This is a genomic window from Saliniramus sp. (assembly GCF_035311605.1).
In the GTDB taxonomy this organism is placed as follows: Bacteria; Pseudomonadota; Alphaproteobacteria; order Rhizobiales; family Beijerinckiaceae; genus Saliniramus.
The window spans coordinates 19,886-35,567 of record NZ_DATGCW010000303.1 but is presented as its reverse complement, the minus strand read 5'-3'; the positions used below and the strand labels follow the sequence as shown (position 1 = coordinate 35,567).

Annotated in this window: 14 protein-coding genes; 13 read left to right on the top strand and 1 reads right to left on the bottom strand. The window is 63.8% G+C overall.

What is annotated here, in order from left to right:
• Nucleotides 1-47: 47 nt before the first annotated feature.
• The 9 genes from VKP01_RS13460 to VKP01_RS13420 all read left to right on the top strand — a co-directional run bounded on the left by VKP01_RS13460 (nucleotide 48) and on the right by VKP01_RS13420 (nucleotide 10,009).
• Nucleotides 48-494 (top strand): UPF0262 family protein, encoded by a 447-nt coding sequence (locus VKP01_RS13460; RefSeq protein WP_324413120.1) that lies wholly within the window; start codon nucleotides 48-50, stop codon nucleotides 492-494.
• 5 nt (nucleotides 495-499) lie between these two features.
• The gene (locus VKP01_RS13455) at nucleotides 500-976 is read left to right on the top strand and encodes a low molecular weight phosphatase family protein (protein WP_324413118.1); all 477 of its coding nucleotides are present in this window, start codon (nucleotides 500-502) and stop codon (nucleotides 974-976) included.
• A gap of 121 nt (nucleotides 977-1,097) precedes the next feature.
• On the top strand, nucleotides 1,098-1,637 hold the full coding sequence (locus tag VKP01_RS13450; protein ID WP_324413116.1) for a carbon monoxide dehydrogenase subunit G: 540 nt from the start codon (nucleotides 1,098-1,100) through the stop codon (nucleotides 1,635-1,637).
• Complete coding sequence (locus VKP01_RS13445; RefSeq protein WP_324413114.1) at nucleotides 1,634-2,326, top strand: nitroreductase; 693 nt, start codon at nucleotides 1,634-1,636, stop codon at nucleotides 2,324-2,326. Before VKP01_RS13450 ends, VKP01_RS13445 begins: the two co-directional genes overlap by 4 nt.
• A 27-nt stretch (nucleotides 2,327-2,353) precedes the next feature.
• On the top strand, nucleotides 2,354-3,442 hold the full coding sequence (locus tag VKP01_RS13440; protein WP_324413112.1) for a zinc-binding metallopeptidase family protein: 1,089 nt from the start codon (nucleotides 2,354-2,356) through the stop codon (nucleotides 3,440-3,442).
• Nucleotides 3,443-3,467: 25 nt separating this feature from the next.
• Entirely contained in the window at nucleotides 3,468-4,883 is a 1,416-nt protein-coding gene (locus VKP01_RS13435) for a dihydrolipoyl dehydrogenase (RefSeq protein WP_324413111.1), read from the top strand.
• 285 nt (nucleotides 4,884-5,168) lie between these two features.
• Nucleotides 5,169-7,034, top strand: coding sequence for an AsmA family protein (locus VKP01_RS13430; RefSeq protein ID WP_324413110.1), 1,866 nt, complete (start codon nucleotides 5,169-5,171; stop codon nucleotides 7,032-7,034).
• A 102-nt stretch (nucleotides 7,035-7,136) separates the two neighbouring features.
• A complete protein-coding gene (locus tag VKP01_RS13425) occupies nucleotides 7,137-9,278 on the top strand; it encodes a VTT domain-containing protein (protein WP_324413108.1) in 2,142 nt (713 codons plus the stop codon).
• Nucleotides 9,275-10,009: an endonuclease/exonuclease/phosphatase family protein gene (locus tag VKP01_RS13420; RefSeq protein WP_324413105.1), complete on the top strand. Its 735-nt coding sequence runs from the start codon at nucleotides 9,275-9,277 to the stop codon at nucleotides 10,007-10,009. Before VKP01_RS13425 ends, VKP01_RS13420 begins: the two co-directional genes overlap by 4 nt.
• Here VKP01_RS13420 and VKP01_RS13415 read toward each other — a convergent pair.
• Nucleotides 10,003-10,485 (bottom strand): bacterioferritin, encoded by a 483-nt coding sequence (locus VKP01_RS13415; RefSeq protein ID WP_324413103.1) that lies wholly within the window; start codon nucleotides 10,483-10,485, stop codon nucleotides 10,003-10,005. The genes VKP01_RS13420 and VKP01_RS13415 overlap by 7 nt on opposite strands.
• Nucleotides 10,486-10,719: 234 nt before the next feature.
• Here VKP01_RS13415 and VKP01_RS13410 point away from each other — a divergent pair, with 234 nt between their 5' ends.
• The 4 genes from VKP01_RS13410 (at nucleotide 10,720) to VKP01_RS13395 (ending at nucleotide 15,671) form a co-directional block, all read left to right on the top strand.
• Entirely contained in the window at nucleotides 10,720-12,501 is a 1,782-nt protein-coding gene (locus VKP01_RS13410) for a metallophosphoesterase family protein (protein ID WP_324413101.1), read from the top strand.
• 88 nt (nucleotides 12,502-12,589) lie between these two features.
• Complete coding sequence (gene ppk2 / locus VKP01_RS13405) at nucleotides 12,590-13,627, top strand: polyphosphate kinase 2 (RefSeq protein ID WP_324413099.1); 1,038 nt, start codon at nucleotides 12,590-12,592, stop codon at nucleotides 13,625-13,627.
• A gap of 573 nt (nucleotides 13,628-14,200) precedes the next feature.
• Nucleotides 14,201-14,968: an ABC transporter ATP-binding protein gene (locus tag VKP01_RS13400; RefSeq protein ID WP_324413097.1), complete on the top strand. Its 768-nt coding sequence runs from the start codon at nucleotides 14,201-14,203 to the stop codon at nucleotides 14,966-14,968.
• Entirely contained in the window at nucleotides 14,961-15,671 is a 711-nt protein-coding gene (locus VKP01_RS13395) for an ABC transporter ATP-binding protein (protein ID WP_324413095.1), read from the top strand. Before VKP01_RS13400 ends, VKP01_RS13395 begins: the two co-directional genes overlap by 8 nt.
• Nucleotides 15,672-15,682: the final 11 nt, after the last annotated feature.

The window sequence follows — 15,682 nt, the reverse complement described above, 5'->3', positions numbered from 1 at the left end:
GGGGCAACGGGGATACGGAGTTCCGCGAGAGCGACTGCCTCGTCGCCCTGACCCTCGACGAGCAATCGATCGGGCGCGGCAGTCCCGACCAGGAGCATGAGCGCGCGGTCGCGATCTACGACATCCTCGAATCGAACCATTTCCGCATTCCCGAAACGGATGCGGGGCCCTACTGGCTCAAGCTCGGCATCGTCGAGCGCCGCCTCTCTTTCGGGATCATGACGCAGGACGGCGCGCCGGTGATGACGCATCTGCTGTCGCTGACGCCGTTCAGACGCATCATCCGCGATTACGGGATCGTCTGCGACAACTACTACAACGCAATCCGCACCGCCTCCGCCGCCCAGATCGAGGCAATCGACATGGGGCGGCGCGGCCTCCACAACGAGGCGGCGGATCTGCTGGCGCAGCGCCTCGAAGGCAAGGTAACCGTCGATTTCGACACGGCGCGGCGCATATTCACGCTGATCTTCGCCCTGCACTGGAAAGGCTGAGCGCCGTGAGCGCCGCCGATGACAAATCCCGAGTACAATCCGCCAAAGTGCAGTCAGTGCTCTTCGTCTGTGGCTACAACGCGATTCGCTCGCCCATGGCTGAGGGTCTGGCGCGGCATTATTTTGGCAAATCCGCGTATATCCAGTCCGCCGGCGTGCGCAAGGGCGAGCCGGACGGCTTCATGAGCGCGGTGATGGAGGAAATCGGCATTGATGCGAGCCGCCACAGGGCGCGCACTCTCGACGAGCTGGAGGAATGGGAGGGGCTGAATTTCGATCTGATCATCACCCTCACGCCGGAAGCCCACCACGCCGCCCTCGAACTCACCCGTACTATCGCGGCGGATGTCGAATACTGGCCCACACCTGATCCATCCCTCGAACAGGGCTCACGCGAGCAGCGACTCGACGCCTATCGGGACGTGCGCGACGGGCTCGCGCATCGCATTCGCGAAACGCTGAAGGACCGGCTCGGCTCCTGAGCGGCTCGTGATGATGCGCCCATCCCGGCTGCCGCACCGGCGATGTCACCGACGGGCTATGATCGCCGCCATGATCGGCTATGCTGGGGGCAGTGAAGAGCAATCAAGGGGAGACCAGCCCATGGACATGTCAGATCAGCGCACCATCGCCGCTCCGCGCGAGGTGGTCTGGGCCGCCTTGAACGATCCGGAGGTGCTCAAGGCCTCGATCCCGGGCTGCGAGGAGATCGAGAAGCATTCCGATACCGAGATGGCCGCGAAAGTCACGCTCAAGATCGGCCCGGTGAAGGCTTCCTTCAAAGGCCAGGTGACGCTCTCCGACATTGATCCGCCGAAAGGTTACACCATCAGCGGCGAGGGCACCGGCGGCGCGGCGGGCCACGCCAAGGGCTCGGCTGCGGTGCGGCTCGAGGAGGATGGCGAAAACACGATCTTGCATTACGACGTCAAGGCGCAGGTCGGCGGCAAGATCGCCCAGCTCGGCGGGCGCCTGATCGATTCGACCGCGAAGAAGCTCGCTGGCCAGTTCTTCGACAATTTCTCCAGCATTGTCGCCCCGCCACCGGAGGGCGAGGAGACCGAGGAAGCCGCCGACGGCAACAGTAAAGGCTGGTTCGGCAAGATGTTCAGCAAGAAGAACGAAGGCAGCTCGCAACCGTGAGCGAGACGCATCTGGATGTGCGCGAGGCAATTACCGGACGTCGCTCGGTTCGCGCCTTCAGGCCCGACGCGGTGCCACGTGAGACGGTTGCCGAAATCCTCGCCATTGCCGCACGCGCGCCATCGGGCACCAATATGCAGCCCTGGCGCGTGCATGTGCTCGCAGGTGACGCGAAAGATGCACTTTCGCGGGCTGTACGCGCCGCCCATGATGCCGGGCCGGCAGGCGGGGCGGAATATCGCTATTATCCGGATAAGTTCTTCGAGCCCTATCTCGGACGCCGTCGCAAGGTGGGCTGGGACATGTACGGGCTGATCGGCATCGAGAAGGGCGATCATGCGGCGATGCACGCCCAGCACGGTCGCAATTACGCCTTCTTCGACGCGCCTGTGGGCATGATCTTCACCATCGACCGGCGCCTCGAAATCGGCTCATGGCTCGATTACGGGATGTTCATGCAAAACGTCACGCTGGCTGCGCGCGGCTTCGGACTGGAAACCTGTCCGCAGGCGGCATTCGCCCCGCATCAGGGCGTGGTGCGGGAGGCCTTGAAACTGGATGAGCGTGAAGTCGTTGTCTGCGGCATGGCGCTTGGCTACGAGGATCGCGATGCGCCGATCAATGCGCTTCGCACGCAGCGTGCGGCGGTTGAGGAGTTCGCCGATTTCTCCGGCTTCGATGGCGCGTAGCAGCCGGCGCAGCAACGGACAGGTTTCATGAAACTGTTTTCCTGTGGCGTGTGCGGCTCCACCGTGCATTTCGATTCGATCCGTTGCGAGGCCTGCGGCACGGCGCTCGGCTTTGCACCGGATATCTGCGATATCGCCATGTTTCGCGATGATTCCGGCATGGCCGAGGACCGTTACGCCGGGCGCTGGCGGCGTTGTGTGCACAATACCCCCGATGAGGGGTGCAACTGGCTGGTCGCCGAGGCCGATGACGATCCGTGGTGCCGGTCCTGCCGACTGAACCGCGTCATTCCCGATCTTGGCGATCCGCGCAACCGGGAACTGTGGAAGCGGCTGGAGGAGGAGAAGCGCCGCTTCGTCTATTCGGCAATGCGGCTCGGCCTGCCGATCACGCCGCGATCCCGTGATCCGCAAGGCCTCGCCTTCGATTTCCTTGCAGACGGTCCGGGCTTCTCCGAGCGGGTCCTGACGGGCCATGCCGACGGTTTGATCACCATCAATATCGCGGAAGCCGATCCGGTGGAGCGCGAACGCATGCGTCAGGAGATGGACGAGCCCTACCGCACCATTCTCGGCCATTTCCGCCACGAATCAGGCCATTACTACTGGGACCGACTGGTGCGGGACACGGATATGCTGGAGCCGTATCGCGCTTTGTTCGGTGACGAGCGCGCCGATTACGGCGCCGCGCTGCAGGCGCATTACGAGAACGGTCCGCCGGCGGATTGGGGCGCACGCTTCATCAGCACCTACGCCGCCTGTCATCCGTGGGAGGACTGGGCCGAGAGCTGGAGCCATTACTTCCACATGGTCGATACGCTGGAGACCGCCTTCGCCTATGGCATGCGCCTCACGCCGCGCACCGGGCTGACGGGGGCGTTGAGCGTTGATGCCGGTCTGGACCCCTATGAGACAACCGATTTCGACGCGCTGATGGCGCAATGGATGCCGCTGACGCTCGCCCTGAATTCGCTCTCGCGCAGCATGGGTCACGCCCATGCCTATCCCTTCGCACTGGCGAGCCCGGTCATCGACAAACTGCACTTCGTCCACCAGGTGATTCACGGATGCGTGGTCCTGGACGATCTGGCCGAGCCGGCCCCGGAGGGCGCGTGACCCGTTCGATGAAGGAGCATGAGGCATGAGCGAACGAGCCGAAATCGTCATCGTCGGCGCCGGAACAACCGGGCTCTCGGCCCTGCGCGAGGTACGCCGACATACTGAAGACGTGCTTTTGATCAATGACGGTCATTGGGGAACGACCTGCGCAGCTGTCGGCTGCATGCCCTCGAAAGCGCTGATCGCGGCGGCGAACGCCTTCCACACCCGGGAGAATCTGACCGAATTCGGTATATCCGGCGCGGATGGCCTCACCATCGACATTCCCGCCGTGATGCGCCGCGTGCGCCGGCTGCGCGATGATTTCGTCAAGGGGCCGCAAAGCGTGCGCGAGACGCTGGGCGAACGCGCCATTGCAGGGCGCGCCCGGCTCGCGGGCCCGCAGGAGGTGATCGTCGACGACAGGCGCATCCGCGCCGGCAAGATCATCCTGGCGCCGGGCAGCACGCCGGTCGTGCCGAGGCCGTGGCGGGCATTCGGGGAGCGCATCCTCACCAGCGACACCCTGTTCGAGCAGGCGGATCTGCCGGCCCGCATCGCCGTGATCGGGCTCGGCGCCATCGGTGTCGAACTGGCCCAGGCCATGGCGCGGCTCGGGATCACGGTGGCGGGCTTCGATGCGCTCGACACCGTGGCGGGAGTCAGCGATCCGAAGGTGCGCGACAGCGCGATCGCGGCCTTGCAAAAGGATTTCGCCCTTCATCTCGGCGCGCCGGCGGAACTCGCAGCGCAGGCGGGCGTCATCCGCGTCACGGCGGGCGAGGGCACCTTCGAGGCCGATGCCGTGCTCGCGGCGCTCGGGCGCCGCCCGCAGCTCGAGGGGCTGGGGCTCGACACGCTCGGCGTCGATCTCGACGACAGGGGCCAGCCGCCCGTCGACCCCAATACGATGCAGATCGCCGATCTGCCGGTCTATCTCGCCGGCGATGCCAATGGCGACCGTGCGCTGTTGCACGAGGCGGCGGATGAGGGCCATATCGCCGGACGCCATGCGGTCGCAACGCGTGACGAGGGGCTGCAGCGCCGACCGGCCATGGCGATCACCTTCGCCGATCCGAATATCGGGATGGTGGGGGTGCGCCATGCCGATCTCGACCCGGATACGACGCTCATCGGCGAAGTCGATTTCGCCCGGCAGGGGCGCGCCCGCGTGATGGCGGCGAATCACGGTGTCATGCGGCTCTATGCCCGTAAGAGCGATGCCCGCTTCCTCGGCGCCGAGTTCTGCGCACCGGCAGGCGAGCACATTGCGCATCTGCTCGGCCTCGCCGCAACGCACACGATGCGTATCTGCGAGATGCTGGCCATGCCCTTCTACCACCCGGTTCTGGAAGAAGGCCTGCGCACTGCCCTGCGCGACCTCGACCGGCAATTGCCCGATGAGGGGCGCTCCGATCTCGCACAATGCCCGGCACTGGGGATCGAGGCGCTCGAATGAGCCCCGTCGCGGGCCGTTGCGCGGCGCCCGCATGCTGACGCATTCTCGCCGTGAATTTCCGTCATGGCTGCCCGTATGGTCGTGAATGACGCGCCGGAGCCTGAAATTTGTTGTCGAAAACCCGGCAGCTGCCCGGTGCTCGTCCTGGCTGGTCGGTGAAGTGCTTGAAACGCAAGGCAGTTACCGTCTAGTCTAACACGGCATGCGGCCAGCGACTGGATTTATGTGCGCCACCGTCTCTGATCCGGCGGTGCGCGTGCGATATGGGGTGCAAAGCGCGGTTCCATGAAAAGACTTTCGACAAAGCGCCTGATGTTGTTCCTCGCCGTATCGCTGGTTTTCGGCGGTGTGCTGCTGGCGCTCGCGCCGTGGACGTTATCCTCGCGCGCACTGACGGCGGATGTGGCGGAGCAGCTGCACGAGGAGTTTGGCATCGAGCTCGATGTGGCCGGGCGAACGGTCATCGCTTTTCTGCCGTTGCCGCGTCTGAAATTCGAGGGCGTCTCCCTGACCGCCCGGGACGGAACACACCTCGCACGAGGAGGGGAGCTGCGCGGACAGCTCGCTGTGCAGCCGCTGTTGTTTGGTCGCATCGTCCTTGACGAAGTTTCGCTGTCGAACAGCAGGGTGGATGTGAGCATCGACGAATTCGGTGACAGCCCCTGGTACCGGCTCGCCGATGACGCGCGGCGCCGCCTCGAAGACGGAAGCGGTTCGCTTGCAATCACGCGCCTGGCCCTCAACAATGTCCAGATTTTTTATGACGATGCGCGCGACGGGACGCGTCAGGTCCTGCGCAATGTCGCTCTGGCTCTCGATTGGCCGCGTGTACAGGGAGCCGTCGGTCTCAATGGAAGCCTGCGCATTCGCGGTGAGACGGTAAACATCGCCCTTTCGGGTTTGCGCCCCGCGGCGCTTCTGGCCAATGAGCATTCGCCGATCGACCTGCGTTTGCATTCGCGCTTTGGCCGGCTAGCGGTCGCCGGCTCGGTCTCGCGCGGTATCGACGCACCGTGGCTCACGGGGCGCGCCTCTTTCGAAACGACAGCCATGCGCGATCTGCTGGTCTGGAGCGGGCATGACTTGCCGCTCGGCCCATTGCTCGGTCCGGTTTCGCTCGAAGGCGAAGTTAGCGGCGTCGGAAGCGTCGTCTCCTGGCCTTCGCTGCAACTCGGGCTCAATGGTGGCCGTCTCGAAGGCGCTCTTTCGGCGCGTCTCGATGACGGGCGGCTTGCGATCAATGGTACGCTGGCCGCGAACACGCTGATTCTCGACGATTTCGCGGCGCCATTCCTCGAATCGGCCATGCCATCCGGGCCATGGCGCTTCAGCCGGTATGATCTAGCGCAGACGAGTGGCGCCGATCTCGATCTGCGCCTTTCGGCAAGTGAGGCACGGCTGGGCGGCCTGCGCATGCGCGACGTCGCCATGAGCGTTCTGATCAAGCAAGGGCGGATCGAGTCCGCGCTCAGCCGCGCCACGCTTCATGGTGGTACGGCCAGGGGGCGGTTCGCGCTGACCCGTGTCCGGGACGGTGACGGCATCGAATTGCAGGCGCAGGGCTCGGTCGAAGCGGTCGATCTCGGCGCCACTTTCCGTGAAAGCGGTAGTGCGACCTGGGTGACCGGGCGGGCCGACGGTGAATTCACCCTGCAGGCGCGCGGCATTCATGCCTTCGACATGGCCCGCCGCGCTGTCGGCAAGGGGCATGTGACGATCCGCGACGGTCAATTCGTCGGCATATCCCTGGACGATGCGATACGGCGTTTCGAGAACCAGCCGCTGACTGCCTCTCGCAACCTGCGCAGCGGCATGACCCCGTTCACCGAGGCGCGCGCCGGCATTCTCGTCGAGAACGGGCTCGGCAAAGTCGTCGATGCCGGATTCGAGGCGTCCTCCATATCCGGAGTGGTACAGGGGATCTTCTTCATCCCCGACCGGCGCCTCTCCGCCCGCGCTGCCATTCAGAGCAACGAGGCGGTCGCGGATGGCGACATGGTCTCGGCGCTTTCCTTTGACATCCAAGGCCCTTGGCACGACATCGCCATCCTCCCCGACGCCAATGCGCTGATCCAGCGCTCCGGCGCCGCGCGTCTGCTGCTCGGCCCGGCGGTGGAGGCAACGCCGATCGACCAGCTGCCGGCGCAGTGAGCGGGTTTCGCATATCGGTATCTCGCGATATTCCTGAGATTGATCGCTGCCGTGCTTGCGGCGAATCGCAAAGCCGACCGAAAAAGAAAGGCTCCCGATCACATGAATGCCGGCCACCTGTTCGAGGAGGGTGAAAACTGCTGGCGGGTGGCGCGCGCGGATCGGGTCGCGTGCCTTGTCGATGGCGAAGCCTATTTCAGCGCCTTCAAGCGGGCCGCGCTCAACGCTCAAGGCTCCATCCTGATCACAGGCTGGGACGTCAACAGCCGCATCGCGCTCGAATATCCCGACCGGGCGATGCCGGGCGTCCCCAATACACTCGGCGAATTTCTCACCTTTCTCCTGCAGCGGCGCAGGGAACTGCGTATCCACGTGTTGAACTGGGATTCGCCACTGCTCTACAAGATCGATCGTGAATGGCTGCCTCGTCTGCGTATCGACTGGCTCAGCCACCGGCGCGCCTCATATGCTCTCGACAACCAGCACCCGGTGGGGGCGGCACAGCATCAGAAGCTCGCCGTGATCGACGATGCGGTGGCTTTCGTCGGCGGGATCGACTTCTCCGCCGGACGCCTCGACAGCCGCGCACATGACCCGCGTGATGAAGGCCGGCGGGAGCCTGGCAGCGGCGAAATTCCGCAACCCCATCACGATATCCAGATCGCGGTGTCCGGCGAGGCGGCCCGATGTATCGGCGAGATCGCCCGCGAGCGCTGGGAAATCGCCACCGCAGAAAAGCTCGCAGCTCCCGCCGGGCGCGGTGATCCCGCGGCGACATGGCCGGATGGGCTCGAGCCCGATTTCAACGATCATCCCGTCGCTATCGCCCGCACCCGCCCGGCCTGGAAAGGTCTCACCGAGATGCGGCAGGTCGAGGCGCTTTATCTGTCTTCGATTGCCGCAGCGCGCGAGTGGATCTATATCGAAAACCAATATGTGACATCCACCTGCATCGGCGAGGCGCTGGCGGCGCGCCTGCGCGAAGCCGGCGGGCCGGAGATCGTCATGATCCTGCCGCGCGAGCCCTCGGGCTGGATCGAGCAGACGGCGATGGGCATGAACCAGCGCCGCATCCTCGCCTTGTTGCGCGAGGCCGATCACGCGGGACGGCTGCGCGTCTGCATTCCGATGACGGGGGAGGCGGGCGACGTGCCCATCATGGTCCACGCCAAGACCATGGTGATCGATGGCGCCTTTCTGCGCATCGGTTCCTCCAATCTCAACAATCGCTCGATGGGCCTTGACAGCGAATGCGACATCGCGCTCGCCGCCCGGCCCGGCAGTGCAGATGTGCAGCGCATGACCGGTTATCGTGATGCGCTTCTCGCAGAGCATCTGGTCTGCGAGCCAGCCGATGTCGCGGCAGCGATCGCGGGGGAGGGGACGATGGCGGCAGCGATCGAAAAGCTGCGCCCGCGAACAGGCCGCACACTGATCGATTTTCCGCGCACACCGCCTGATCAACTCGATGCTATCATCGGTGATGCCGGTATTCTTGACCCGACCGGGACACCCGAGCCGGAACAGCTCGCCGACAGCCTGACGGCCGATACCCTCGCGCGCGGCCAGCTGCGCAGCGCGCTGATCGGTCTGGGAGCCACGCTCGTCGCACTGATCATCTTCGCGTTGTTCTGGCAGACGCAGCCCGGGGAGGCGCTGGACGAGGCGGGGCGGCTGAGTGCGGTGGGGCTCGTCCCGTCATGGTGGGGCGGCGTGGCGCTGATGCTCGCGAGTTATCTCGTCGCCGGATTGGTCATGTTTCCGCTGCTCATTCTGATTCTGGCCACGGGCCTGATCTACGGTCCTCTTGCCGGACTGGCCATCGCCACAGCCGGATCGCTTGCCTCGGCCTGCCTTGGTTACGCGAGCGGCCATTTGATCGGCCGCCCGCGCCTGCGCAAGCTCACGCGCGGGCGGCTCGAACATGTCGGGCAGGCGTTGATGCGCAGCGGCGTGCTGTCGATTCTGCTGATCAGACTGATACCCGTGGCACCATTCGGTCTCGTCAACATGACGGCGGGGGCACGACGGATCGCCTTTGCGCCCTATCTCGCAGGGACGGCGCTGGGCCTCGCGCCCGGCGTGACGGCGATTACCCTGTTTTCCGGGCAATTACGCGCGCTCATTCTCGCGCCGGGTCCGTACAATATCGCGCTGTTCGTTTTCGTGCTGGCGGTGATCGCAGGGCTGGGCGTCTTCATCTGGCGTCGTTTCGCCGAGCGACTTTCGGGCCCCGCCCGTTGAGCGACAAGGTTTTCGATGTGTTCCACCGTTTTCTTGCTGCCTCCTACAACATCCATCGCACCGTCGGATCGGACCGGCGCCATGACCCGCAGCGCGTCGCACAGGTGATCCGCCAGGTCGGCGCACCGGTGATCGGCCTGCAGGAAGTCAATTGGCGGCCCGAGCGAGAGCTCGGCGGTGAATCGCAGGCCGAATTCCTCGCCCACCTTCCGGGCTACGAGTCGATTGCGGGCTCGAATCTGATCGAGCATCGCGGGCATTATGGCAATATGCTGCTCACGCGCTATCCGGTTCTCGCCGTGCAGAGGCATTCGATCCTCTACAAGGCCCGCGAGCCGCGCGGCGTCGTCGATGTCACCCTAGATATCGCCGGGCAGCACCTTCGAGTGATGGTGACACATTTCGGCTTGTCCCTGCGCGAACGCAGGTTCCAGGCGAACAGGCTTGTCGAGATTATCACGCAGGCAGCACCGGAACCGGTGCTGCTGCTTGGTGATCTCAATGACTGGATTCCGGGCAGCCCCAGTATTGCGCCGCTTCTGGCTGGGTGTGACCCGACCCGCTCGCCGGCGAGCTTTCCGTCGGCTTGGCCGCTTTTTGCGCTCGACCGGATCGTGACCTGGCGGGTCGGTTCACCTTTGCGCGTCTACGCCCACCGCTCGACGCTGGCGCGGTGGGCTTCCGATCATCTGCCGGTCGTGGCTGAAATCGGGATCACGCAGAATCAGTGATCGGCAGAACTGCTCATGTATTTGGAGATGAACGCCGGTTCACCCATCCGCTTGAGCAGGTTGAGCTGCAGGTCCAGCCATTCGGCATGACCTTCCTCGTCGAGAACGATGCGTTCGAAAATCGCCTTGGTGCCGATGTCACCGTCTTCCACCGCCTCCTGAAAGGCCTTGGTGTAAAAAGCGATAGCGCCGTTTTCCTCCTTCAGATCCGAAGTGAACAGGGCCTCCAGTGACTCGGCGCGTTTGGGCGCCTTTTCCTCGGAGACGACGGGTTCACCCTGCAGATAGAGGATGCGTTCGATGAATACGCTGGCATGGCCGAGCTCCTCCTGCATTTCCTCACGCATCTTCGCGCCGAGTTTGTCGAGCCCCCAGTCATCGAGGACATGGGCGTGCAGCAGATACTGGTGCACGGCCGTGAGTTCCATCGAAAGGGCTTTTTGCAGGTTCTTCAGGCTGCGATTTTTGCTCGTCATGATTTCCTCTTCATCGTGGCTGTCAGGCGTCAAGCCTGAGCCGGAAAGGGCAGCGCCCGCGTGATCGGGGCGAAGATCAAAACGTCACATGTGGTGATCGTCGTTTCGAGAACGCATTCTTGCGCGAAAGGTTTCATGTGTCGTGTGGTACGCGACGTTGCGTCGGAGCGCACATTCGGTCACCAAGGCGTAACATGACACGATGATGATCGAAGAGACGGGGGCGAGGCAGCCTTGGCTGAAGCAGAGGACAACAACCGCAAGCTTCTCATCGACCCTCGCAAGGGCGATGTCGAGGACGATGCCGCGAGCCCGCGCGACCGCTCGCTCCTGATCATGGCCGGTGCGATGCTGGTGGAGATCAATTTCCTCAAGCTGGCGCTCGCGATCGTCCTGATGATCATCGTACCCGCGATCGTGCTCGGGCTGGCACCGCTGGTGGTGACGGGCTGGTACATCCAGGTCTCGCGCGGCTTTACGACGCTCACCACCGGTCTTCTGCCCGCCCTCGCCACTCTGGTGATCGTCGGGCTTGCCGCATGGTATGGTGGCAAACCGCTGTTTCGTACTGCCGAGCGCAGCTTCTGGTCGCTGATCTCGCTGGTCGTGCAGCCGGGCTACGCCTTCTTTCGCGAGGCGCTTCGCCATCTGGGTGAGCGGGTGATCCCCTATGGCACGGCGCCGCGCACGCACCGCGCCTTCAGCGCGATTGCCACCGCCGTCGCCGGACTTGCTCTCAGCGCGATCGCGCTCTGGCTGGCCTGGCTGGCCTGGCCGGAGACGCGCTGGGTGGGCAGCGTCTCGGATCTGCGCGTACCCCAGCGCCTGATCCTGCCGACTCTGGCCAACAGCGCGGTTCTGATCGGCCTCTTCCTCGGCGTTGCCGCGCTGGTCTGGAGCCTCGCCGACGCGACCATGGCCCAGCCGCGCGATTACGACGATTTCGATCTGCAGGAGCCGGGCAGGCCGATCTGGCGTGTGGCGCAGCTCTCGGATCTGCATGCGGTGGGCAGCGCATTCGAATTCCGTATCGAGGCCGGTCGGCGCGGCCCGCGCGGAAACGGCAAGATCGAAACGGCGCTTGCGGCGTTGTCGCGCGCGCATGCGCAGACCCCGCTCGATATCGTGCTGATGAGCGGTGACATGACCGATTGCGGCCGCTCGACGGAATGGGCGGAGTTCTTCGCCATCCTCGACCGCCATCCGGATTTGCGTGAGCGCTGCCTGATGCTGCCGGGCAATCACGATCTCAACGTGGTCGATCGTTCGAATCCGGCGCGGCTGGAACTGCCGCTGAGCATCGGCAAGAATCTGCGCCAGATGCGCTCGCTTTCGGCCATGGCTGCGGTGCAGGGCGAGCGTGTTCTGGTGATGGATCATCGCGCCGGGCGGTTCGCGCGGACGCTCAACACGGCGCTTGCGCCGTATCGGGAGACGATCGCGGCCTTCGCCGATACCGGCAACTTCCGGGCATCGCTGCAGGTTTCGCGGATCTGGGACGAGGTCTTTCCCATGATCGTGCCACCACGCCCGGATGACGGGCTCGGGGTGATTCTGCTTAATTCCAATGCCGAGGCCAATTTCTCCTTCACCAACGCGCTCGGGCTGGTGCCGTCCGAGCAGATGCGCGATCTCACCATCGCCACGCGCCAGTTCCCCCATGCGCGCTGGCTGATCGCGCTGCATCACCACCTCATCGAATATCCCAAGCCCGTCTCCGCGTTCGCGGCGCGGATCGGGACCGCTCTGATCAACGGCAGCGCCTTCGTACGCAAGATCAAGCCGCTCGGGCGGCGCGCCATTGCGATGCACGGGCATCGCCATATCGATTGGGTCGGTGCCTGTGGTGCAACCCGCATCATCTCGGCGCCTTCGCCGGTCATGAGCCCGATGGCGCAACCCTATTTCTACATCCATCGTTTCGCCGCAGGCGCCGATGGTGATCTCGACCTGCTCCTGCCCGAGCGGGTCAGTCTCGGCGAGGAAGCGCAGCCGCCGGCCATGGCCGTATCCTGACCGGGAAACCCGGTGGTCGTGCTTGACCTGCCGCAAAGACTGCTTCGCCGGCTTCGTATACCGTTGTATCAACGGAATGGAGGGGCGCATGGGTGAGGATAACCGCCAGTACAAGGATGCGAAGACCGAGGGGCAGGCGCCTCACTCGGTCGTTCCCGAATCGGCGCCCGAGGCCCCGGTGATCGAGCCGGCGGTGGCTTCGGAAGACGAGGCGGCAGGCGATACGGACTCCGATGCCCGGAAAGCCGGAAAGGCCGTCTCCGCGCAGCGCCGGCTCGCCGGGATGCGCCAGGATCCCGAAGCCGTCCGTCATGCTTTCGAGAGCGGTGAATACCCCTATAGCTCACGGATGCGCAGGGCGGTCTATGAGAAGAAGAAGGCGGCGTTGCAGGTCGAGTTGCTCAAGGTGCAGCGCTGGATCAAGGAGAGTGGCGAGAAGGTCGTGGTCCTGTTCGAGGGGCGCGACGCAGCCGGCAAGGGCGGTACGATCAAGCGCTTCATGGAGCATCTCAATCCCCGTGGGGCCAGGATCGTCGCGCTCGAAAAGCCCACGGAAGTGGAACGCGGGCAAGGGTATTTCCAGCGCTATGTCGCTCATCTGCCCACCGCCGGCGAGATCGTCTTCTTCGATCGCTCCTGGTACAACCGTGCCGGCGTCGAGCGGGTGATGGGTTTTTGCTCGCCCAACGAATATCTCGAATTCATGCGCCAGACACCCGATCTGGAACGCATGCTGGTGCGTTCGGATGTCCGCCTGTTCAAATACTGGTTCTCCGTTACCCGCGAGGAGCAGCGCAAGCGCTTTGCTTCCCGCAGCCAGGATCCGCTCAAGCAATGGAAGCTGAGCCCGATCGACGTGGCGAGCCTCGACAAATGGGATGATTATACGGAAGCCAAGGAGGCGATGTTCTTCTACACGGACACCGCCGATGCGCCCTGGACCGTGGTGAAATCCGACGACAAGAAGCGCGCCCGCCTCGCATGCATGCTGCATTTCCTCTCCACGCTCGACTATCCGGGCAAGGATACCCGCGTCGTCCACAGGCCCGATCCGCTGATCGTCGGCTATGGGAGCCATGTGATCGGGCGTGACGCACATATTCTGGGCAAGAGCCTTCACCCGTGAGGGCGCTGTCCCCGCGTTGATTCCCGTATGGGTTTCTCGACTGACGGGCACGCGTTCAGACCGGGCGGGTGTGCGCTCACGCCAAACCGCAACCCGTGGCAGTGATGCTGCAAGCCGCGCTGGCGCAAAAACGCCAAAAAACCTCTGTGAAAAACCCAATCAGAAGTCGCCGCAGCGCAACAACGGCGTGATTTCTCCCGGTTTCTGACGGGAATCACTATTTCGTGGCGCTTGACGGCGGCAAAATTGCGTGCACAGATGGGTTGGCGCGGAGCAAAAAAACAAAATACTGCGTGCAAGAAAAATGAAAAGTCGAGGAGGGGACGACAGAGATGGCATTCGTTGCCGGTATGCGGATTATTGCTTTTCGCGCCGTGTGATCGCGGCAAGTTACCTGTTTTGTTTGGCGCAATCGTCGTCACGGGCAGGCTGCGCGATAATTCGGAGATACGATGTGCTGACGAGTCAGCGCACGACCAGCCCGGCGGGCCTCTCTTCCGTTCTGTCCAATTCAATTCTGTCGATCTCTTGCGTCTGGCTGCGCATGAGAGCAGATTCTGGCGGGCGTACTGAATGGCTGAAGACTACATTCTCGAAACGCGTGACCTGACGAAGGAATTCAAGGGTTTTGCGGCGGTTCAAGGGGTCAACCTCAAGGTCAGGCGTGGCTCGATCCACGCCTTGATCGGTCCAAACGGGGCCGGAAAGACCACGTGCTTCAATCTTATCACCAAGTTTCTGCAACCCACGCGTGGGACGATCCTCTACAACGGCGCTGACATCACCTCGGCCAAATCGGCGGATATTGCCAGGCTCGGCATGGTGCGCTCGTTCCAGATCTCGGCGACGTTCCTGCATCTGACCCTGCTGGAGAACGTGCGCGTCGCCCTGCAGCGCCAGCTCGGGACCTCGCTGTATTTCTGGCGCGCCGAGAGCAGTCTCGACGTGCTCAACGACCGGGCCATGGAACTGCTCGAGGATGTCGGCCTCGCAGAATATGCCACGCAGACCGCAGCCGAGCTCTCCTATGGCCGCAAGCGCGCACTCGAGATCGCGACGACGCTGGCGCTGGATCCGGAACTGCTGCTCCTCGACGAGCCGACCTCGGGCATGGGGCGTGAGGATATCGGGCGCACGGCAGATCTGATCCGCCGCGTCTCGAAGGATCGCACAGTGCTGATGGTCGAGCACAACCTGTCCGTCGTGTCGGATCTCTCCGACATCATCACGGTGCTGTCGCGTGGGGAGATCCTTGCGGAAGGGCCCTACAGCGACGTGTCCAACAATCCCGAAGTGGTGGAGGCGTATATGGGGACCGGCCTGGAGGCGAACCATGGCTGAGAATGACGTCATTCTGAAGGTCGAGAACCTGGAAGCCTGGTACGGCGAAAGCCACATCCTGCACGGCATGTCCTTCGAGATCCCCCGCGGTGAAGTCGTGACCCTGCTCGGGCGCAACGGCGCCGGCAAGACCACGACGATGCGTTGCATCATGGGGATGGTGGCAAAGCGCGAGGGCTCGATCGCCTTCGAGGACAACGAGATGATCAAGATGCGCTCGGACAGGATCGCGCGCCTCGGCGTCGGTTATGTCCCGGAAGAGCGCGGCATCTTCGCCAGCCTCAACGTGATGGAAAATCTCGAACTCCCGCCCGTGATCAAGCCCGGTGGCATGACCCGCGACGAGGTCTTCGACCTGTTCCCGCGTCTGCGCGAGCGCCGCAACAGCCAGGGCACCAAGCTTTCGGGCGGCGAGCAGCAGATGCTTGCGATTGCGCGCATCCTGCGCACGGGCGCCAAGTTCCTGCTTCTGGACGAACCGACCGAAGGCCTCGCCCCGGTCATCGTCCAGCAGATCGGCGAGATCATTCGCGATCTCAAGACAAAGGGCTTCACGATTCTGCTCGTCGAGCAGAACTTCCACTTCGCCTCGACTGTGGCTGATCGACACTATGTGGTCGAACACGGCCATGTGGTCGAGATGATGCGGAATGAAGAGATCGGCTCCAATATGGAAAAACTACAAGAATATCTTGGCGTCTGAGTCGCGCCAGC